This window comes from Ruegeria sp. D4 (genome assembly GCF_056534475.1).
On sequence record NZ_JBQFPJ010000031.1, the window covers coordinates 1 to 19,588 of the forward strand.

At 53.0% G+C, this 19,588-nt stretch carries 16 protein-coding genes and 2 pseudogenes; 6 read left to right on the forward strand and 12 right to left on the reverse strand.

Annotated elements, in window-relative coordinates; translation table 11 throughout:
- A pseudogene (locus ACR0MI_RS23110) lies at positions 1–94 on the reverse strand (IS5/IS1182 family transposase); the annotation flags it as partial.
- Between the two features lie 282 nt (positions 95–376).
- Here ACR0MI_RS23110 and ACR0MI_RS23115 point away from each other — a divergent pair.
- Positions 377–2,143: an adenylate/guanylate cyclase domain-containing protein gene (locus ACR0MI_RS23115; RefSeq protein ID WP_170619308.1), complete on the forward strand. Its 1,767-nt coding sequence runs from the start codon at positions 377–379 to the stop codon at positions 2,141–2,143.
- A 259-nt stretch (positions 2,144–2,402) separates the two neighbouring features.
- On the opposite strand, the gene ACR0MI_RS23120 is transcribed toward ACR0MI_RS23115, so the two are convergent.
- From ACR0MI_RS23120 to ACR0MI_RS23145, 6 genes and pseudogenes are all read right to left on the reverse strand, one after another.
- The gene (locus ACR0MI_RS23120; RefSeq protein WP_170617503.1) at positions 2,403–3,173 is read right to left on the reverse strand and encodes a DUF2182 domain-containing protein; all 771 of its coding nucleotides are present in this window, start codon (positions 3,171–3,173) and stop codon (positions 2,403–2,405) included.
- A gap of 28 nt (positions 3,174–3,201) precedes the next feature.
- The gene (locus ACR0MI_RS23125; RefSeq protein WP_170617505.1) at positions 3,202–3,822 is read right to left on the reverse strand and encodes a DUF1326 domain-containing protein; all 621 of its coding nucleotides are present in this window, start codon (positions 3,820–3,822) and stop codon (positions 3,202–3,204) included.
- A gap of 244 nt (positions 3,823–4,066) precedes the next feature.
- Positions 4,067–6,361 carry a rhodanese-like domain-containing protein gene (locus ACR0MI_RS23130; protein WP_170617507.1) on the reverse strand — a complete coding sequence of 765 codons (2,295 nt, stop codon included), beginning with the start codon at positions 6,359–6,361 and terminating at the stop codon, positions 4,067–4,069.
- 809 nt (positions 6,362–7,170) lie between these two features.
- On the reverse strand, positions 7,171–7,812 hold the full coding sequence (locus ACR0MI_RS23135; protein ID WP_480814055.1) for a zinc-binding dehydrogenase: 642 nt from the start codon (positions 7,810–7,812) through the stop codon (positions 7,171–7,173).
- A gap of 3 nt (positions 7,813–7,815) precedes the next feature.
- A pseudogene (locus ACR0MI_RS23140) lies at positions 7,816–8,205 on the reverse strand (alcohol dehydrogenase catalytic domain-containing protein); the annotation flags it as partial.
- Positions 8,206–8,259: 54 nt separating this feature from the next.
- Complete coding sequence (locus ACR0MI_RS23145) at positions 8,260–9,108, reverse strand: TauD/TfdA family dioxygenase (protein WP_170617511.1); 849 nt, start codon at positions 9,106–9,108, stop codon at positions 8,260–8,262.
- Between the two features lie 144 nt (positions 9,109–9,252).
- Here ACR0MI_RS23145 and ACR0MI_RS23150 point away from each other — a divergent pair, with 144 nt between their 5' ends.
- The 3 genes from ACR0MI_RS23150 (at position 9,253) to ACR0MI_RS23160 (ending at position 13,685) form a co-directional block, all read left to right on the forward strand.
- Entirely contained in the window at positions 9,253–10,140 is an 888-nt protein-coding gene (locus ACR0MI_RS23150; RefSeq protein ID WP_170617522.1) for a LysR family transcriptional regulator, read from the forward strand.
- Positions 10,141–10,530: 390 nt separating this feature from the next.
- The gene (locus ACR0MI_RS23155; RefSeq protein ID WP_480442397.1) at positions 10,531–11,331 is read left to right on the forward strand and encodes a PLP-dependent cysteine synthase family protein; all 801 of its coding nucleotides are present in this window, start codon (positions 10,531–10,533) and stop codon (positions 11,329–11,331) included.
- A 746-nt stretch (positions 11,332–12,077) separates the two neighbouring features.
- On the forward strand, positions 12,078–13,685 hold the full coding sequence (locus ACR0MI_RS23160) for a BCCT family transporter (protein WP_170617524.1): 1,608 nt from the start codon (positions 12,078–12,080) through the stop codon (positions 13,683–13,685).
- A gap of 84 nt (positions 13,686–13,769) precedes the next feature.
- On the opposite strand, the gene ACR0MI_RS23165 is transcribed toward ACR0MI_RS23160, so the two are convergent.
- Entirely contained in the window at positions 13,770–14,183 is a 414-nt protein-coding gene (locus ACR0MI_RS23165) for a universal stress protein (protein ID WP_170617513.1), read from the reverse strand.
- A gap of 196 nt (positions 14,184–14,379) precedes the next feature.
- Between ACR0MI_RS23165 and ACR0MI_RS23170 the strand changes: the two genes are divergently transcribed.
- The gene (locus tag ACR0MI_RS23170; RefSeq protein WP_170617516.1) at positions 14,380–15,051 is read left to right on the forward strand and encodes a deiodinase-like protein; all 672 of its coding nucleotides are present in this window, start codon (positions 14,380–14,382) and stop codon (positions 15,049–15,051) included.
- Positions 15,052–15,170: 119 nt separating this feature from the next.
- Here ACR0MI_RS23170 and ACR0MI_RS23175 read toward each other — a convergent pair whose 3' ends face one another.
- The 4 genes from ACR0MI_RS23175 to ACR0MI_RS23190 form a co-directional block, all read right to left on the reverse strand.
- Positions 15,171–16,973: a GAF domain-containing protein gene (locus ACR0MI_RS23175; protein ID WP_480855698.1), complete on the reverse strand. Its 1,803-nt coding sequence runs from the start codon at positions 16,971–16,973 to the stop codon at positions 15,171–15,173.
- Between the two features lie 280 nt (positions 16,974–17,253).
- Positions 17,254–17,427 (reverse strand): hypothetical protein, encoded by a 174-nt coding sequence (locus ACR0MI_RS23180; protein WP_170617520.1) that lies wholly within the window; start codon positions 17,425–17,427, stop codon positions 17,254–17,256.
- Between the two features lie 291 nt (positions 17,428–17,718).
- Complete coding sequence (locus ACR0MI_RS23185) at positions 17,719–18,144, reverse strand: hypothetical protein (RefSeq protein ID WP_480442394.1); 426 nt, start codon at positions 18,142–18,144, stop codon at positions 17,719–17,721.
- 231 nt (positions 18,145–18,375) lie between these two features.
- On the reverse strand, positions 18,376–18,768 hold the full coding sequence (locus tag ACR0MI_RS23190) for a hypothetical protein (RefSeq protein WP_170617499.1): 393 nt from the start codon (positions 18,766–18,768) through the stop codon (positions 18,376–18,378).
- Positions 18,769–18,843: 75 nt separating this feature from the next.
- Here ACR0MI_RS23190 and ACR0MI_RS23195 point away from each other — a divergent pair, with 75 nt between their 5' ends.
- Positions 18,844–19,113 (forward strand): hypothetical protein, encoded by a 270-nt coding sequence (locus tag ACR0MI_RS23195; protein ID WP_170817376.1) that lies wholly within the window; start codon positions 18,844–18,846, stop codon positions 19,111–19,113.
- Positions 19,114–19,588 lie beyond the last annotated feature (475 nt).

The following is a 19,588-nucleotide window of genomic DNA, read 5'->3' on the forward strand; positions in this document are numbered from 1 at the left end:
CGAACCAGATCGTCAGCGAACCCCGGCGCTTGAGCGCTTCGTTATAAGCTGGCCAGTTCTTGGTCCTGTAGGTTGGGGGTGTAGGTCTGCTCATGCATCCCAGCTACCACACTGGATTCACAAGATGAATCCCTCACGCGTTTTGTGCAACAGAGCCTCTCGGCGAAAGTAAGTCAGTTCATCTTCATATTGTGGACGTCGGCGTTGGGCTCGGTTCGACTATTCGCTGAGCAAGGTTTGAGAGACTGCAATTCGGACAGTCCGGCCGTACGCAGGGCCCTGCCTAATGCGCGTCTTTCTTTACGCGTCAGTGGACTCTCGTTCCCTGGAAAAGTAAGATGGCGCCATAGTTCTGTGACCTAGGGAAGCAGGTGCTATGACGGATGACCAAGTTCGGCGACGGCTCGCGGCTATCCTTGCAGCAGACGCAGTAGGATACAGCCGGCTGATGGATGCGGACGAAGAAGCTACGCTACGAACGCTCCTGGTCCACCGTGAAACCATTGAAGCATCCATTGCCAATTACAGCGGTCGTGTTTTTGGATCCGCGGGCGACAGTGTAATCGCCGAATTCCCGAGTCCCGTGGAAGCCGTGCGCTGCGCCATAGAAATTCAGCGGAGACTCGAGACTGGAAACGCTCACTTTCCAGTAGACCGCGTTATGCTTTTTCGCATTGGCATCAACCTCGGCGATGTAATGGTCGAGGGAGGCAACCTCTTTGGCGACGCAATTAACGTCGCGGCCCGGCTCGAGAAGCTGGCCGAAGCTGGGGGAATTATGATCAGCGGAACGATTTACGATCAGGTTGTTGGCAAGATCTCTTATCCGTTCGAATTCGTGGGTGAGCAAACTCTCAGGAACATTGAAGGCCAAGTGCGCGCGTACCGTGTTGCCACCAAAGAGATCGAGACGGATGCCGGCGCACGCGACAAAGGCACGCTTGAATTCGACCTTCCGGAAAGACCTTGCATCGCGATTGTACCCTTCAAATGCCTGTGTTCTGACCCCGAAAAGGACTTTCTTGCCGATGGTATCCGGTTCGGTATCTCGGCCACACTAACACAGCTTTCCGGGCTTTTTCTTGTTCATGCACCGGCCCTTAATCCCTATCGCGGGAAAGATGTCTCGGCATCATCGGTGGGCGCCAAATTCGGCGCTCGCTACATTCTCGAAGGCGCTGTCCAACAGGCTAGTGATCGAGTGCGGGTCACCGCGCAACTTACAGACGTAGAAATCGAGCAAATCATCTTTGCTCAAAGCTATGATCGAGTTGTGGATGATATCTTCAAAGTTCAGGATGAAATCACTCGGGAAATCATCGCTGCACTGAACATAAAGTTGGCCACGAATGAACGAAATCGCATTTGGTTCGAAAAACTCAACAGCCCTGAGGCGGTCGAGTGTTACTACCGCGGTGCCAGTCACTTTTACGAGCTAAACCCTGAGGACAATGGAATTGCCCGCGGCTTTTTTGAAGAGCTTCACCGCGTACAACCCGACTCAGTGGTGGGTCCGAGCTACGTTTCCGTAACGCATTGGATGGACGGTTTTTTCAAGTGGACCGAGCCGGCAGCAAGATCCATGGAACTGGCGGCCAATTGGGCGCAAAGTGCAATAAAATACGAAGACAACAACGGCATCGGTCACGCTGTCTTTGGGCATATTCTACTTCTTAACGGGAAATATGAAGAAGCGCTGAAGCTATGTAAAACCGGAGCGAAGCTTAGGTCGAGTTGTCCGTTGGCGCATGCTCTCCTGGGGCTCGTGCTGAATTATTGCGGCGACGCACAGTCCGCTGTTCAGAGCGTGAAAGAAGCCCTTCAGCTCGAGAAAGTGTATCCTGCCTGGCTAATCGACGTACTCGCAGCCGCGTACCGAGACAACGGCAACATTGCGCTCTCGATCCGCGCTGCGAAAGAGTCCTTGCGGCTTAATCAAAAGAACAATGACGCTCGCATTATTCTCTGCAGCGACTACGAGCTTACATCCGCTCACGACAAGGCGAAACGCGTCGCCCACGATATCGTGAGGAGTGATCCGGCGTTTTGCCTATCCGACTACGCAAGCAGTCAGCCTTACAAGGATCCGTCAACGCTCGACCACCTTATGCAAACCCTTCGTGTAGCTGGCTTGCCGGACTGAGCACCAGACTTGGATTTCAGGTCCTTGGCAAATTTGAATTAGCCTGCTTACTCAAATCAGCGCATTAGTCTTAAAAAATCATTGCCCGTGTAAAGCGATAGAACGAAAACTCGGCTATCGGGAGTATCGTGGCGAGTGGAGATGTCAGATTTAGGCTCGAGGCGGGTTTCTATCTCGTACTGAAATTGCCCGTCCGGTAAGGTTTCGGATATCACTCTGTCGTGGCATTCGACCTGCTTGAGAATTTATCGACCCTTCCTCAGGTCAGTGCGATCAACCACCCGCCCCAGACAATCAATACCAGGCCAAATCCTCGGCTCAGAAATCGCCCAAATGGCAACGTCTTTTCCGCCAACACCACGATTGTAAGTACGGCAACCCACGGCAGGTTCATGACGCCCAATACAAACAACAGCACCATCAGCAGCCAGCAGCAGCCAAGACAGTAGGCCCCGTGCTGAAGCCCCATCTTCGCGGCACCCAGGTTTCCCTCGTGCCAATGAGCCGTCAGAAAACTCATGGGCGAGCGGCAATGCTCTAGGCAAGCGTTCTTGAGTGGCGTCCATTGGAACAACCCGGCGAATATCAACATCACGCCGCCCACGGTCGGCGCAACCCTCCCCATCATGGAGGAAAGCGCGCCACCCGTGTGCAGCCACCAATTCAATACAGTCGCCGCCAGCGAGAACCCCAGCCAAACCAACAGATACCCTGCAACGAAGCTGCCCGTCGGCACGAAGGGGCGCCCTGCCTCCTCCCGTTTCGCGCGCACTCTTTCGTAGATCATTACGGCGGGTGTAACCGAAGGCAGCATCATCGCGAACATCATCACGGCCCACATGATAAGCATGAAGACAAAATCCGCGACTGACCACTGCATCATCATCGGCATGGTTACGTCGCTGGCCATCGCCATCGGGGACGAACCACGCCCGAGGTAAATTGTATAGGCCCACGCCAGCGCCGTGAGCGCAACTAGCGCAGCCAGAACCAGCGCCCGATCCCGTTGTGCAACTCCTAAAGCATTCATTGTAATAGCCTGACGATCCGGCCCAGCCTCAGCCGGCCCAGGCGACTTGTCCAACCACACCCGACCGGCCTGTCCAGCTCATGGGCATATCTGAGTCGTTCCAGGTGGTGCCGTCACTGGGGGCCAGATCACCTTGATGCCCCTCATGCCCGAAGGCGAGGCTGAACGCGGCGTTCTGCAGTTTCATCTTGTTGCCGAGATCATTGACCAGACGGCGGGATTTCATCTCGCCCACACCAGCCACACTCGCCGTTAGTTCGCCTTCGGCCTCGGTCACGCTGATCCCGGCGCGTTTGGTCGGAAGCCAGGTCGACAACAGGCTTGCTGGTACTTCCATGCCGCCGCCGGACGCACCCTGCAAGATGGTCTCCAATGACGCTACCTGCGCATCGCTGGCGTTTTCATCAATGTACACTCGCCCGGTGCCGTTGGCGTCGAACAGGGTCGGCCCGGGGAAATGAAACGAGACAATCGCGTTCTGACCGGAAAGGTCCACGCCTTCATGAGAGCCCTCGCGAATGCGTACCAACAGTGTTGTTGCGCAATACCCCTGGTCCATGAGCATAAGGTCGGCTTGTCCGAACCAGCATGGGCAAAGCATGTTGCAACTGCAGGTTTCGACGAGCTCGCCCGAAACATTCCAAGCCATGACTTCTCCTCCCGTCTCACGTTTTCCGCAGCCGAATTTTAGCATAAAGGCCGCGTTTCACCAATCAACCACAAGGCTACTCGTGCTTGCTCAGGGCTCAATGCGAACACGCCATCAATTTAGCTGGGCGTCTGCACTCCGACCGGTACCAACTGAACGTCTGCTCTACGCCCAACAGAAGCTCGCAGCCGACGTTTCTGGCATTTTTCAGGGTGAAACCAAGGGGTAGTTGGCGAGCGACGAGCTAATCGTTTTCAACGATTGCCGTTGGAAGGCCTTGCTCGACCCAATCTGGATACCCACCGGCATAGTACCGAGAATCCTCGAAGCCCCAGAGGTGGGCCTTTATTGCGGCATACGCAGAATATGGGCAATGTGGCCCATGGCAGCTGAATACCAAAGTGTCATCAAGTTCCGCTATTTCCAAAAGTGCGTCTCGTGACAGACCAACTAACAGCGAGAAGTTGAAGGAATTGGGTATATGCCCGGCATTAAAATCCAACTTCGCGCGCACATCGACGAATTTCGCTGCGCCTTGTTCCCAAAGAGCATGTGCTTCTTCAGTATTAATACGAGAGATTGATTCAGGGTAATACAAACCTTCATCACGTGTCATTTGGTCTGCGACATCATCGTAATCAATGTCATTGCCAGTGCTGGGTGGTACCCCGGCTTTCAAAACGCCCTCATACAAATGTCGGCGATAATCCGGGTCGTAACCGTACATGTCACCGTACCACCAGATAAGGCTTTCTTCAGCCGTAAAGGGATCATAAAACGACGGCAGGGCAAGAGCGTCGTACTGCTTTACCAAATCAGGGACTTCCTCTAGCCGCTCCAAGTGACCAAGCGCGGATACTAACGTTGTAATATCGGCCACTATGTCAGAATTGCGGTTGAGCACGCGTCGCATCGTTGCCACGACGTCCTCATATTTTTTTTGGTGAAGCTGGGAAACACCCAGTTCGCGCAAATAACGGGTTGGTTCAAGCGGATCAAAACGCAAGGCATACTGAACCGCCGCTTCTGCTTCCGACGCACGCCCTGTCGCGTTAAGGACCTTGGCTTTTACGAGATGTATGTCAGGGTCATTTGGCGCCAAAGCCAACGCTTTATCTAATTCCTTATAAGCCTCATCGTGGCGGCCCTGCTCCACAAGAATCTCTGCCTGAACCGAATATGCTAAAGCCGATGGTTCCTCCATCGCTTTTTCAAGGCTTCTTTCCACTTCTTTCCAAGACCGTTCAAACCCGCCACTCATGGCCAGAAACCAGACACTCTGAACAATTCGCCAATGGGCCGCAGCTAAGGCAGCATAAGCCCTGTGGTAATCGGGATCGATTGCGATCGCGTCTTCAAATCTGGAAATCGCGCTCAAGGTGTCATCAGAATTGCCACTGCGCAAAAGTTCAAGGCCGTACAGCAGCGAGTCATACGCTTCAGGATGTTCAGTTTCTGTTGTTCCAAACTCCTGTTTTTCTTTGGCTGTCAATTGAACCGCCAATGCAGATGTTATTTCTTCTAGGACCTTGTCCTGAAGTTCAAAAACCTGCTGAACATCACTGTCATATCGGTTGGCCCAAATATGATGACCGCTCAAGGCATCGATCAACTGTGCATTTACACGGACTTGATCTCCTGCTCTGCGCAGGCTCCCTTCAAGGATGTATTGTACCCCCAATTCTTCAGCGACCTGCTGGGATTTCACGGCCTTGTCTTTGTAAGTCCAACTTGAATTTCGTGAAATTACGAAAATGCCAGACAGCTTGCTCAAGTCCGTGATCAGGTCTTCGGTGATCCCGTCTGCAAAAAATGCGTGTTCTGGATTGTCACTAAAATCGTCGAACGGAAGTACCACGAGTGAAGGCTTGTCCGGCAGAGGAAGGGCCATCTGATCAACTGAGGCAGGATCGAATTCCGGTTTCCATGGTCGCCAAATCATTAGTGCAAGCAAGAGGATGATCGCAGACATTGAAATGCCTAACTTGATTGGAAAATTTCCAGAGCTTGAAACAAGCGGCTTCCCGCCCGGCACCACCCGATACACCCTGACAGGAGTGGATATGTTTTTTACTCTCTTTTCTCCTAGATCTTCATAACCAACTTCCACGTTCGCTTTGAGGTGATCGTAGGCTGTGCCGGATACGACCACACCTCCCGGTGCGGCCAATTCTTCCAGCCGAGCCGCGATGTTGACACCGTCTCCGTAGATATCCCCCTCGTCGAAGACTACATCGCCAAGGTTGACCGCAACTCGATAGCGGATCTTGCGATCTTCAGGGACATGCTCTTCTCGGGTTTTCATGGCTTCTTGAATCGAAACCGCACAGTGAACTGCCTCTACGACACTGGGGAACTCGGCAATCATTCCGTCCCCCGTTAGTTTTATTATATGACCTTTATGGGTGTCTATCTTGGGGTCGATGAGTTCGATCCGGTGTCGTTTTTGTCGCTCAATGGTACCTGTCTCGTCGGCCTCCATTAGGCGCGAGTACGCAACCATGTCGGCGGCGAGAATGGCAGCAATCCTACGCTCCATGCTAATCCTCCGAGTTTGAGGATAGCAGAAAATGAAATGAAATTCGACTTTAGGCCTGTTTAGCGCATTCAACCATCATTGGCCCCGCCAGCGCCTGTCGCCAATGTAAAATGGGGCTGCCAGCGACTCGAATTGCCAATGCTGACCCGTTGATGCTCCATTCAACACGTCGCTTCGATTAACAGAATGCCAGATGCTCACCCTCTAAATTCCCCGTGCTCACTCGTCCTTCGTCCTCGTGCCGCGTATCGCTTAGCTCCGCTAAATGCCCCCCAAAATCGCCCCAGTTCCGGCCACCGGTCGGAAAAGCTCATTGGTTTCATCGGTCGGCAAGGTTTCCTACCACCCCAGCCAGTTGATTGGAACATCGTTAGTTCGATACCCGTGGTACCCGTTTATGCCCCAGTGGTTTCGGGTGTTCTGACTCCCCTTGTCTCCTCCTCTTTCCTAACCACTAGCAGGGGTACTATGGGGGTGGGGAATAGGTATAAGTAATGAATAAAAACCGGAGGATAGAGAGACCCGAGACCGCTCACTGGTGCTGACGGCATCCGTAGGACTGGACCGTTGACGAGTCGTTCCTGGGGCTGACGGGCGGTCGCCGGTGCTGGCGGGTGGCGGGGCCTATGGAGTCGATGGCGTCAAAGCGGTCGCTCAAGCCTAATACACGAATGACCGCCTGGAGCCAAAAGCAGACGTTCATTGCGTTACCCGGAACAGCCAGATTGCGCGAATAACTGAATTTGCATAGGGACGCACAATGATAGAGGGAATGACTGTTTAAAAAACCCATAAGGCGTTTGGGCCGATCACGGCTGAAACCTTGTGATAACAGCGGTTCCTGGGGAAGTCGGTCCATTCATTGCGCGAAGTTCATTGCTAGCCTCTTCCAATCGGATTTCTCTGGCGACCATTGGCTGGATATCCACTTCGCCACGTTCGATCATTCCTAGAAGGCGGGGGTATTTCCATGAAGGCATACCACGAGTGCCAAAAAACGAGAGTTGTTTGGAATAGATTGCACGCATGTTCACCTGCATCTGGCCGTCGCCCGACGGCATACCAATTTGCACGTGTCGACCAAGGATAGCGAGACACTCTACGGATGCGTTCGTCGTTGTTTCGATACCCAACGCTTCTATGGAAACCTGTGCTCCTCCATCCGTGATATCTCGGATCGCTGCTGCGGCGTCTTCTTTGCTTGCATTTACTGTTGCGTCCGCGCCGTTGAGCTTTGCATACTCAAGCTTTTCTTCAACCACATCCACTACGACAACTCGGCATCCAAGCATTTTTGCCAATAGAAGAACGGACAAGCCAATCCCTCCGGTTCCGTGGACAGCCACCCATTCACCAGCTGCGACATCTGCACGGTCAGTCAAAGCATGCCAAGCAGTGGTGACACGACACCCGAGCCCTGCCGCCAAGGCAGGGGACAGCGTTTCTGGCAAGTGAACCAAGTTGTGGTCAAAAGGCACTGCAACGTATTCTGCGTATGCACCTTGCGTTCCAAATCCAGGAACGATTTGGTTAGCACAAGTGTTTGATACGCCTGTTTGACAAGCGTTGCAGCTGCCGCAGCCTAAGATGAATGGCGCTATGAGGCGATCACCAACTTTGTGCTTCGCTTGAGGCCCTGCCTCTACCACGGTCCCACAGTATTCGTGCCCTAAGATGGAGCCATTTTGAACTTTGGGGTGTGCACCAGACCATCCATGGAAATCCGAGCGGCATACGCCACAGGCAGCGACCTCCAGGACCACTCCATTGTCTGGACAGGTTGGATCCGGGACCGTCTCAATCGAAAGGTCTTCACAAAACTCTCTTACGACTGCAGCTCGCACTTAGCGCTCCTAAAGATTTGGTTTCATTGATCGAGCAATTCGGTTCAGTCGAGACTAAACAGGTCTATCGCCTTTCACGGTCACACGTCGCCCTTTACGCTCTGCGGGCCAATAGTCCCAGATAGCACGATGCATGCAGCACCGGTTGTCCCAAAAGGCCATGTCGTAAAGCGACCACCTGAACCGGATTTGATAGTTGATTTGTTCCGCATGCTCGAAAAGCATGTCGAGGATCGCATCGCTTTCCTTATCCGACAAGCCCACAATCTTTGTCGTAAATGTTCGGTTCACAAATAGCGATTTCCGGCCCGTTTCCGGATGAGTTCTAACAATTGGATGAACTGCTTCGGGACAATCAATATCGCTGTCTTTTTGTCCCCGGTCGCTATAGCGGCCTATATAGATATGCTCTGAACTATGAAGCGCAGACAGGCCGTTGATCATATCTTTTATCGGTTCAGAAAGATCGTCGTAGGCCGCATACATATCACTGAACATAGTGTCCCCGCCGCAGGGAGGGGCGATATGGATTTGAAGCATAGTTCCAAGAGGAGGCGTCTCGTCGCAAGAGACGTCAGAGTGCCAGAACTCACCGTTTGCTACCTTGGAATTCTTGGTTGCATGGATTTCGAAAATCTCTGGATATCCTTCCATTGTTGGGGCTGCGGGGTGCGCATGAAGCGGTCCAAAGCGTTTCCCAAATTCAATGTGCTGCGCAGGCGGAATTTCTTTCTGCTCTTTGAAAAACAGAACTTGATAGGTGTGAAAAGCGCTGCAGATCTCTGCAAACTGGTTGTCAGGAACAGGCCGGCTTAGATCGACTCCATAAATCTCAGCCCCAAGGTTTGGAGCGAAGGGTTTGGCAACGATGGAAGTATAAGCGTTGGATTTGGGAGCAACCATAAGCACCTCTGGGTTTGGTTTCGTTGGGCATGCTATGCGCAAGGTACACATCAACAAAAATGAACAAAAACGAAAATTCTTTGACTGATGGGTGAAAAAATTTCACATATTGATCACGGGTTAGGCGGTAGCGAGGTTATCGGAATGAGCATTAGGTCACTGCGAACTCTAATCGCAGTCCATCGACATGGTAGCTTCCGTGCCGCGTCAGAGGCGGAGCATTTAACTGCGTCGGCCGTCAGTCACCAAATGCGGAATCTGGAGGTCACTTTGGGGCTCGATTTATTTGACCGATCAGCCAAATCTCCCAAACTTACTCATACCGGGCTAACATTAGTCGGAGAGGCTGCTGCGGTGGTGGCCGCATATGACGGTTTGGCGGAAAGGGTGAGGTCGAACAACGAACTCTCTGGTGAAATAACTTTGGGGGCCGTTCCAACAACTCTGACTGGATTGGTGCCAATTGCGCTAGCGAGGCTAAAGTCCGTGCATCCGGATATCCGTGTAAGAGTTGTTCCAGGTTTGACCAATCAGCTTTTGCTACAGTTAGATCGCGGGCAGATTCAAGCGGCGATCATTTCCCGACCAGATGTTCTGCCAAACACGTTGGAATTCTCTGAAATTGTATCCGAAGAATTGGTCCTGCTTGTCTCGGAAAACACCCCAGATTTACCTCCGAAAGAACTGCTTGGTGCGTCACCGTTTATTCGTTTTACGCGTGATGCGGTTGTAGGAAGGCAAATCGAGACTTGGCTGCAAAGAAAGGGCATTGAAGTCAAAGACGCCATGGAACTAGAGAGCCTTGAAGCAATCTCAAGTATGGTGGCGGCTGAACTTGGCGTATCAATCATACCAGACAGCCGCTTAGCTGCATATGACCACTTGCGGCTCAAAAGTATTCCCCTTGAACAGAACGGACCTAAGCGCATTGTTGGCCTGGCGAATATGAGAGCCTCACCTCGCACTAAAATGATCGACGCAGTTAAGACGGCACTATTGGAAGCAGTAGAAAACCAGCTGGTATATTTGTGAGCTCGCACTCCAGCAGGTATCCACAAGAAAATTTTTGCCACTTAAATAACCGAGACTGGAAATCAGTTTGGCCAGTCTCTAACGCCAAACCTGATTGCCGCGATAGGTTGTGTCGCCTACAGAGCAGCCTTACGTTACTTTTTGGTGGCTGAGCACCAGGCGCCCAAGTTGCAAAACTCTGCAGTGTCTACCAAAGTTCGCTTCGAAACAGAGTTGGGACTCTTATAATGACTGGTACATTTTGTTCCATTCTCGGAGCGATTGGAAACACACCTTTGGTGTCTCTTGATCGGCTGGTAAAGCACTATGGTTGCGAGGGAAAAATTTTAGCCAAGCTCGATTACTTGAACCCCGGATTCTCCAAAAAAAGACCGCGCGGCGCTTGGGGTCATTGAAGCAGCTGAGGCCAATGGCACGTTAGAGCATGGGCAGACAATCGTTGAGCTGACAAGTGGCAATATGGGCACCGGCCTTGCCATCATCTGCAGTATCAAAGGCTACCCATTCGTTGCTGTCATGTCCAAAGGCAACTCGCCTGAGCGCGCACAAATGATGCAGGCTCTTGGCGCCGAAGTCGTGTTGGTAGATCAAATGCCGGGAAGTCGCCCCGGGGAAGTATCCGGCGCTGACCTCGCAGAGGTTGATCGCGTGGCTACAAAACTGACGATTGAACGCAACGCATTTCGAGCTGACCAATTCCAACGAGAAGGTAATCCGAGTGCCCATGAACATACGACTGGCCCAGAACTTTGGGAACAGTCCGGCGGCAACATCGATGCATTCTGTGATTTTGTCGGATCGGGTGGCACTTTGTCTGGGACTTCCAAGTACCTGCGATCGCGAAATTCAGAGATCAAATGCTATCCCATTGAGCCCGAAGGCGCTGCTGTTATCGCCGGTCAGGAAGTGACAAGCCCCGAACATCCCATTCAGGGAGGTGGGTATGTTATGGATGATCTCGATTTCCTTCGAGGGTTCGTGTGGGATGGGTTTCTTCAAATTGATGGCAACACGGCGCGTCAGACTTGTCGCAATCTGGCGCGTTTAGAAGGCATTTTCGCTGGGTTTTCTGCCGGCGCCAACGTGGCGGGTGCTGTCGAGCTGCTAAAAGGCCCTCACAAAGGCCAGACCGTTTCCGTGATCATTTGCGACTCCGGATTGAAGTACCTTTCTACTGATCTTTTCACGTAGAACTGCCCTTTGGCGTAGGGTGCGTCCGCGAAGTAGACGCTCACGAAGATACTGCGAATGACCGAATTGAGCCAATATTATTGAAAAACTCGAGAATTCGGCCCACTCGCTTTTTCGCCGATTTCCATCGCGTCAGCAATGCTGACACCACTTGCCCAAAGCAGGCCATGACAGCCTCTCACATCGCGGAACCATTGCTTCGGCCGACCCCCTGGCGAAAAAATCAACCGCCTGACAATGGGTAATTATTTACCGGTTTTGGCCAAAACTGGAGTTTTTTAACAATATCAGCCCAATGCGGATATCACAGGACAGCAGATTGAATTGTGGTACCGGTGCCAAAGCGTAAGCAATTAAAACGCGTCAATTCTGCCCACTTGACGGTTGCGCTACCCGAGGAAACTGAGCCAGCTGCGAGTTCCCCGATGCTGTTAGACAGGGATGAGCTTGACCTAACGGTTCTGCAGTTTAGCCGAGATGGCTACGACAGACTTCAGAACACAGAGTCACTAAGTCGAGTGGGTTTTGGCGCTCTCGGCCGACTAATTTTGCCGCTACGCGACAAAGTTACCCTGTTGAAATTGTTTACCAATCGAAGCTGATTTGACTGTTTTTTGTTTCTTGACTTTGCTGCCCTGGGACTTGAAGCGCCGTTTCCTGTTGCAGCTCCCTCCAACTCAGTGTTGGACAGATCGTCGCATGCCGTGCAACGATAAACCTTATGAAACAGCGCTATGGGAGGCAAAATGTCAGATTCAAGTCCCAAAAAGATGCTCGACCCGGACCCACGTGTCTGGGACTTCGAGACTGAGTATGAACTCGGACAAGACAACATCAGGCCGCTCGGGTTGGATATCCACAACCCCGTCTTCATTGTCTCTGGTTTGCTGATCCTGGGTTTCGTGATCGTGGCTTTGGCCAATCAGGAAGCTGCTGCTGCATTCTTCGGCTGGCTCCGGCCATGGCTGACCAGTACCTTTGACTGGTTTCTGGTGTTGTCGGTAAATGCGATCACGTTGTTCTGCCTGGCGCTTATTGTCCTGCCCGTCGGAAAAGTCAGAATTGGCGGAAAGGATGCGAAACCCGATTACTCATATGCGGGTTGGATCGCAATGATGTTTGCGGCAGGGATCGGGATCGGCCTCCTGTTCTTTGGCGTTTTGGAGCCAGTGTATTACAACTTTTCGGAAGACGGGAATGCACGGCCCTTGAACATCGACATTAGTCAACCGGGCAATGAATATATTGGTGTCGTCGGGACAATACATCACTGGGGTCTCGAAGGCTGGGCTGTATATGCTGCAGTGGGATTGGCGCTTGCGATATTCGCTTACAACCTGAACCTGCCACTCACGCTCCGGTCGGCTTTTTTTCCGCTGCTTGGAGAACGTGTCTGGGGCTTTTGGGGACATCTCATTGACACGCTGGCGGTCTTTGCGACACTTTTCGGCCTTACGACGTCCTTGGGCCTGGGTGCTCAACAAGTTGCTGCAGGTCTGAACGAGGTGTTTGGTATCTCACCGTCCCCGACGCTGACCGTTATCATTATCGTTGCCATCACGCTTATCGCTCTTGGCTCCGTCCTCTTGGGCATGGACGCGGGCGTAAAAAGACTGTCTGAGATAAATATGATAATGGCCGTCGGGCTCTTTATCTTTGTGATCGCTATGACCGGAATTTCTGCTGCAATCGCGCGCTACGTTTCAGTCATGGTGGACTATGTCACATTGCTGCCTGCGCTTTCCAATCCGTTCGGGCGGGAAGATACAAGCTTCTTCCACGGGTGGACAACATTCTATTGGGCGTGGTGGATTGCTTGGTCGCCTTTCGTCGGCATGTTCATAGCACGGATTTCCCGGGGTCGCACCGTGCGTGAGTTTGTACTCTGTGCCCTGATTGCACCAACAGCTGTTTGTGCGTTGTGGATGTCCACTTTCGGAGGTGCGGCTATCGACATGCTGAATTCCGGTGGTGCTGAAGGAGTCAAAGCCACTGTGATCGACAGTTATGCTCCGGAGGGCGCTTTGTTCGGTTTCCTCAAGGAACTGCCGCTGTACAACATCATTGCGCCGATCTCACTGGTGTTGATTGTGATCTTCTTTGTCACCTCGTCCGACTCCGGTTCACTGGTGATCGATACAATCACCGCAGGTGGCAAGTTGGATGCGCCCGTCGTTCAGCGCGTATGGTGGTGTACGCTTGAAGGCCTTGTCGCTATTGCACTGCTCCTCGGCGGTGGGTTGAACGCCCTTCAGGGAGCCGCCGTGTCTATGGGGATCCCGTTTACACTGGTGATACTCATCATGTGCTACTGCCTGTGGTTGGCCTTGCGATCTGAATACAAGAAGCTCTGAGAAACAGTCGAGAGCAGTTGTGGCTTCCCATTGAGATAGGGGAGCCATTACATCAAACTGCGGTACTTCGCCATTTTTGAACGGCTAGTTACGTACTACAAAAACAGAGCACCTAGCGTGCGTAACGACATGACTGGCAGTTGTACCCAACAGGTAGTCTTGGATTTTTGGATTGGCCGCCTCCATTACGATCATGTCGACGTTGCGTTCATCCGCGAGTTTCACGATCTGGCGATGCACCGCTCCGGTCCGGACAGTGGTTTCAAGTTCGACGCCTTCTGCTGGGTGATCTTCAACAAACTTCTTCAGTTGCTCGCTCCAATATCCAACAGAGTCGCGAATGTTCAAGTTTCGCTCCATTTCTGGCGCAACTGTCACCACGAGAAGCCGCGCTTCTCGGCGTTTAGCCATTGCGATTGCTTCTTCGTAGGCGCTGTGATCCAGCCTCACGTGACGAAGGTTTATCGGGCATAGGATTAAATTCGTATCAAGTGGCATCTTCACCGTCCCGTCTCACGCTTTCAATCAGTAAGTGTTAGACAATGACTTTGCGAGGTGGACCGTCAAGAGTGACCGCTTCCAATACACAGCAGCCGCTTTGTCCGCGTAGCTGTCGTTCGAGCGACACGCTGCGAATGATCGCTTCAGACTTCTTGGCCACTCGTGGTAAATTTGGTGTGGCGGAGGAAGAACAGTGAGCAAAATTGCATTCAGTATGCGTGATCAGATGGACGGTATGTCCGATGATGAATTCGAAGATGCGATGAGTCTTAGTAAGGCGGATTTTCTTGACTATCTCGACAAAGCGGCAGCGTCAGAAACGAGATGCAAGGCCAACTTAGGTGAACCGGCTCCAGACTTCTTGGCGCACGTATTATGTGAGGATGGAGACGTTTCATCCGACTTACTGAAGCTATCCGATCTTCGCGATGCGCCTGTCTCGTTGATTTTCGGGAGCTACACGTGTCCCATATTTCGTCGTCAATCCGAGCGCATGAAGCAGTTAATTGGCGAATTTGAAAACTCGGTTCAGTTCGTTTTCGTTTACACGCTGGAAGCGCATCCGACAGACGGATGGAACACAAACTCCAACCGTGCCGACAAAATTATGTACGCTCAACCAACAAATATGAATGAGCGTGCCAAGGTGGCCCATGATTGGCGAAGGGCCTTCAGCTTTCACAGCCAAGTTGTCCTAGATTGGCCAGACAATCGGATAAATGACGATTACGCTGGCGCACCAGAGCGCTTGTATATTCTCGACGCTAAGGGTGTCGTGACCTTCAAATCCGAGCAAGGCCCATATCACGATAGCCATCTAGAGGATTGGGCAAAAGCGTTAAGAAGCGCCACAACAAGCCCGTAGCGGTTTCGACCAATTGGCAATCCGATGCCGCTATGCAGCTAATGGCGGTTTTGTCCACTAAAGCGGCCATCAATACCAGATACCGCGAACGACTGGCCTGAGCCCTAAGCACTCATTGACTAAGCCTCAGCTATGCCGGTCAGCCGAAACACGTCCATTGGCTCCCGGATGCCTTTCAGCGTTAACTCCCCACGCGATTCCACGAGGAACCGATCCTCGAGCGCGATGGCCGCCCGCGGACTTAGAAGGATCTCTCCATCCTCTGCCTCGTCGCAAAGACGCGACGCTAGGTTGATAGGTGTGCCAGAAGCCGTGTAGTCGAACCGCCCCTCAAACCCCACGATCCCAATGTTCGCATACCCAAGGGAGACAGCCACACCGAAACCCAGCCGGTGACCCAATCGCTTCCATCGCATGCAAAGATCCACCATCCGCGCGCGCATGGCAATCGCCAGCCGCGCCGCCTCGCCTGCGGGGTCGTCACAGGGCAGCGGATCGTTGAACAGCACCATTATGCCATCCCCCATCCGCAGATCAACTCCCGCCTCGTGGGCGTTGATCAGCTTTCCCATCTCTTCGTGATAGGTTTGGAGAACCTCGATGGTCTCCTCCGGCTCCGCCGTCTCGCAAAAGGCAGTGAAGCCCCGGATGTCGCAGAACAGCGCGCCCAGAAGCGCCCGATGGCTCGACAGCAACTTCTCAGATCCCGACGAAATGACGGTATCTGCCACCGCCGCCGGCAGGAACCGCTTTAGGCGCCCCATGCGCTCGATCTCGCCCACCTGGGCTTGCACCCGATCGCCCAATTCGGCATTGAGCGCCTCCAGCGCCCTGAACTGGCGCACGTTCTCGATGGCGATGGCGGCCTGGGAGGCGAAGCCTTCGACCAGTTGGGTATCCGAGTCACGCGGGAGGCGGTCGGGCGGCCACATGAGGTTTATGCTGCCCCACACTTCGCCGCGGACAAAGATAGGTACACCTACCAGATACTTCAGGCCCCGCGCCCGGACCCATTCGTAATCAAGATAACTTTCGTCAGTAGCATCGTCGATCCGGGCGACCGCTCGAGAGCGGAAAACCCGGCCAGTCAAAGTATTGTCGGCAAGCGGTTCTGCTGGCGTCAGTTCCGTCTCGGCGAGGGCTTCGCCGCGGACGCCATAGCTGGCGCAGTAGTGGATAATGCCATTCTCGACGCGCCACAAAGTGCACACCGGTGCACCACATAGTATCGCCGCGTTCCGCGTGATCAGGTCGAACACTGGGCCATCATCGTCCCGATTCTGGCTGATGACTTCCAGAATATCCCGCGTCGCCACTTCACGCTCTAGCCTAGCCTGCAGCTCGCGGAACTGCCGCACGTTCTGAATGGCGATAACGGCTTGTGCAGCGAAGGTTTGCACCAAGGCGATTTCATCTTCTGTGAAGGGCAACACTTCCCGACGGTAGAGAAACAAAACCCCTAGCGAAGAATCCGGTGTTAACAGCGGAACGGTAAGAAGTGTGCGTATGCCCTCAACTTCAACCGCGTGAACCCGGTGCGGTTGACCGGCATCGTAAATTTGGTCTCGTGCATCGGCGATCTGCAGCGGTTCGCGAGCAATCATCGCCTGTACCGTCAGTGATTGTTCCGGGTCCATTGGCAACGGATTGGCATTGATCAGCTCAACGAATTGTGACCGGGCGCCGTGATAGGCGGGGATTGTCAAACAGGTGCGCTCATCATTGGCCAGAAACAGACATGCAAATGGCGCATTACACAATCGTGCCGCGCTTTCAAGAATCACATCAAAAACAGGTTTTTCATCGTCACGGGACCGTGAGATGACCTGAAGGATTGCCCGCATCGCACGCTCACGCTCACGTGCACGCGCAAGCTGTTTTTGCGACCCATGGCGATCTGTGTTCTGAGGCGAATTAATCACTGTCGCGCCTTAGGTTGCGATGTACTTAATTCAATCTTAGCCGCGCAGGCTTTCGCATTCCAGACTGTGTACTTGAGCACATCTGGCTGAGCAAAATTACATTTTCGACACGGGCGTTAGCATCTACTCGTATTGTGGGAAGCAATTCAGGCGACGTAATGACCGGCAGTTTTGTCCGCACAGCCTTCATTCCGCCACCTACGACCAACGTCATCTTTGGAAAAAGAATGAAAAGCAGAGATCCCCCGGCAAACCGCTAAGGGCCGCCGAGGTTTGGATTTCAGGGTGGTCTGCGGTTAACGACATTGTGGGCTAACCACTGCCAGTAGGCTTCAGCATCCCGGAACCCCTGAGCCCGAGCTGCCAGATCTTCCGCTGCCTTACGGGTGCACCCGCCGTCGTATTCGGCAATCGCTGCTCGCTCCTCGAACGCGTCGATGTCCGGGAAACTCATATCGGGAGCCGTATCTGATCGACGATCGACCGACGCTGCTCATCACTGATCCCAGCCGAGTAAATCCCGTAGGTGATCCCGTTCTCCGATCGAGCCGATTGGTGACCGACCAGAGAGGCTGTGAAGTGCTCAGGAAAACCCGTTCGCTCGCACTGGGCGATGAACCACTTGCGGGTCGAATGGAACACAAACTCTCGCCCCTACGCTCTGGTCAAGCTGCAAACCGATCGGTCACCGTATCGGCTCGCGAAAACCCGACGGAGTATCGGACCGATTAAAACCCGCTCGGTCCTAAATCGTTACTGCGCCGGGAGAGAAGCGAAACTTATCAATTAAGGGAGCACCCAAATGACAGGGTGGGAAGTCACATTCAACATTGCAGCAGCGGGAACGACAATCGCTCTGCTTCTTTATGTACAGTATCTTCTGAAAACCTAGGCCGCCGATGAATCTCCGCATCTCACGGGTACGCCACACACTCGGCAAGTTTTCGTTCGCCATTTCGACGGGAATTCCATGCGCCTCGGCAAAGTCGCAGACCGGCAGAAGCTTGCGCCAATCACGAGAAATGATTGCCGTCCCCTTCCAGCTCCAATCTGGGATCAGTTTTGACAGGCGGATCATCTCGTTGACCGCCGAAAGGGCCTGAGCGTCGTTTCCGGCCGGGCAGCCAAGGATTTGGACCCGCCCCTGCGCAACCGGGTCGAGGCTTTCCATGATACCCCCGGGGCGGGTCCTTTTGCCGTGATTGGTCGACGGTAATCCCATGGCCTGTTTTCATACGTTCCCGGGATCCTCCGATCACGGCGTTCGCTGCGCTGATCACGTTCTTCGACGAGCGGTAATTGTCGGTCAGAAGCGTCTCGAAATCAAGTTCATCGGCAGCTACCCGTCGGGCGAAACTCGCGCCAACCAACCGCTTGGCTAAGACATGGATGGTCAAGACCGTCACGAAGCGAGCATCTTAGCCAAACAGCAGACGCAAGCGTTCCCGGAACCCCCCATAAGATGCGGCAAGTCGTGGCGCAGAATATTGTGCCCAATAACATGTGCGAAACCGGCGCAAAACAGGTCGAGCTTTTCAAGCGCGGCTTTCAGGTCACCTTTCCGATGAACGATCCCCTCTCCATCGCCTTCCAGCACGGCTGCAAAGGCGAACAACTTGGCTTCCTTGGGATCAACCTCCAGATCAATCGACAGACAGCGCGACAAGATTTTGGATTGTTCCCGCGGCATTTGAATACTTTTAGTTCCCGGCGGAATAGCCTCTGGCTTTTCAAGCGGCTGTGTTCTGCCACGGCCAAGGGCCTTCGATATGCCACGGGAAATTAAGTTTTTCATATCGGCAAGTTATTTATTCATCCCAGGGAACGGAACCTTCGGCAGCCATTTGACCAAAAATGTTCCCCCGATGCCATGTCAGATTTATTGAGTGCGGCCAGTTTCTTTTTTTTGGGCTTCCAGATCTTCCCATCCGGAACCAACAGCCGGTCGACAACATCACCCGGCACCTTATTGCGAGAGCGGAGCTGGCAGGATCCTAAAAGGCTTTTTGATCATAGTTCGCTTGTTCCCCGGCCCGTCGGTCTTTTGCCAATGCAGCGAACATCCGGCTCCTGCCCAGAGCGCAAAATTCGTATGGCCGACGAGTCCCCAAACGCCAAAACAATCAAGAGCAAAAAGTGAGACACATGACTGAATTCAAACCGATCCCCAAAAATCGCCCATTGAGCTTTTTCCATTTATTTTAATATATTTCAATATGTTGAAAAATATCCTGCCACTCCAGCCAGGTCATCGGAACATCGAACGACAGCAGGCTCTTGGGGCGGAACCCTCAAGGAAATGCTCCCGTTTCTGGCCCAGTGGTTTCGGGGTTTCTTTTTTATCTTCACTCCTTGGCGGTTACGATGAGCCGTAAACCTGCCTTAATCAAAACACCCCAAACTGTCTCATTCGTGCTGATGTTGGCCGAACGACAGTGAGCGTGATGGTTATGGCAAATCTCAGGCCTTCAAGATTCACTTTGGTGCTTCACCAAAGTAGCCTCCAAAGAATGCGACCATTGCAAGCAATACGCCGACCAGTATTGCGATGACCCAAAGTGCTCCGCTGCCCTTGGCAAAATATCCCATCGAAAGCAGGCCAACTACGAATATTC

Bases quoted from the DNA above. Each gene is read 5' to 3' on its own strand.
- ACR0MI_RS23115 (WP_170619308.1), top strand. From the start codon at position 377: ATGACGGATGACCAAGTTCGGCGACGGCTCGCGGCTATCCTTGCAGCA.
- ACR0MI_RS23120 (WP_170617503.1), bottom strand. From the start codon at position 3,173: ATGAATGCTTTAGGAGTTGCACAACGGGATCGGGCGCTGGTTCTGGCT.
- ACR0MI_RS23125 (WP_170617505.1), bottom strand. From the start codon at position 3,822: ATGGCTTGGAATGTTTCGGGCGAGCTCGTCGAAACCTGCAGTTGCAAC.
- ACR0MI_RS23130 (WP_170617507.1), bottom strand. From the start codon at position 6,361: ATGGAGCGTAGGATTGCTGCCATTCTCGCCGCCGACATGGTTGCGTAC.
- ACR0MI_RS23145 (WP_170617511.1), bottom strand. From the start codon at position 9,108: ATGGTTGCTCCCAAATCCAACGCTTATACTTCCATCGTTGCCAAACCC.
- ACR0MI_RS23150 (WP_170617522.1), top strand. From the start codon at position 9,253: ATGAGCATTAGGTCACTGCGAACTCTAATCGCAGTCCATCGACATGGT.
- ACR0MI_RS23160 (WP_170617524.1), top strand. From the start codon at position 12,078: ATGTCAGATTCAAGTCCCAAAAAGATGCTCGACCCGGACCCACGTGTC.
- ACR0MI_RS23165 (WP_170617513.1), bottom strand. From the start codon at position 14,183: ATGCCACTTGATACGAATTTAATCCTATGCCCGATAAACCTTCGTCAC.
- ACR0MI_RS23180 (WP_170617520.1), bottom strand. From the start codon at position 17,427: ATGAGTTTCCCGGACATCGACGCGTTCGAGGAGCGAGCAGCGATTGCC.
- ACR0MI_RS23185 (WP_480442394.1), bottom strand. From the start codon at position 18,144: ATGGAAAGCCTCGACCCGGTTGCGCAGGGGCGGGTCCAAATCCTTGGC.
- ACR0MI_RS23190 (WP_170617499.1), bottom strand. From the start codon at position 18,768: ATGAAAAACTTAATTTCCCGTGGCATATCGAAGGCCCTTGGCCGTGGC.
- ACR0MI_RS23195 (WP_170817376.1), top strand. From the start codon at position 18,844: ATGTCAGATTTATTGAGTGCGGCCAGTTTCTTTTTTTTGGGCTTCCAG.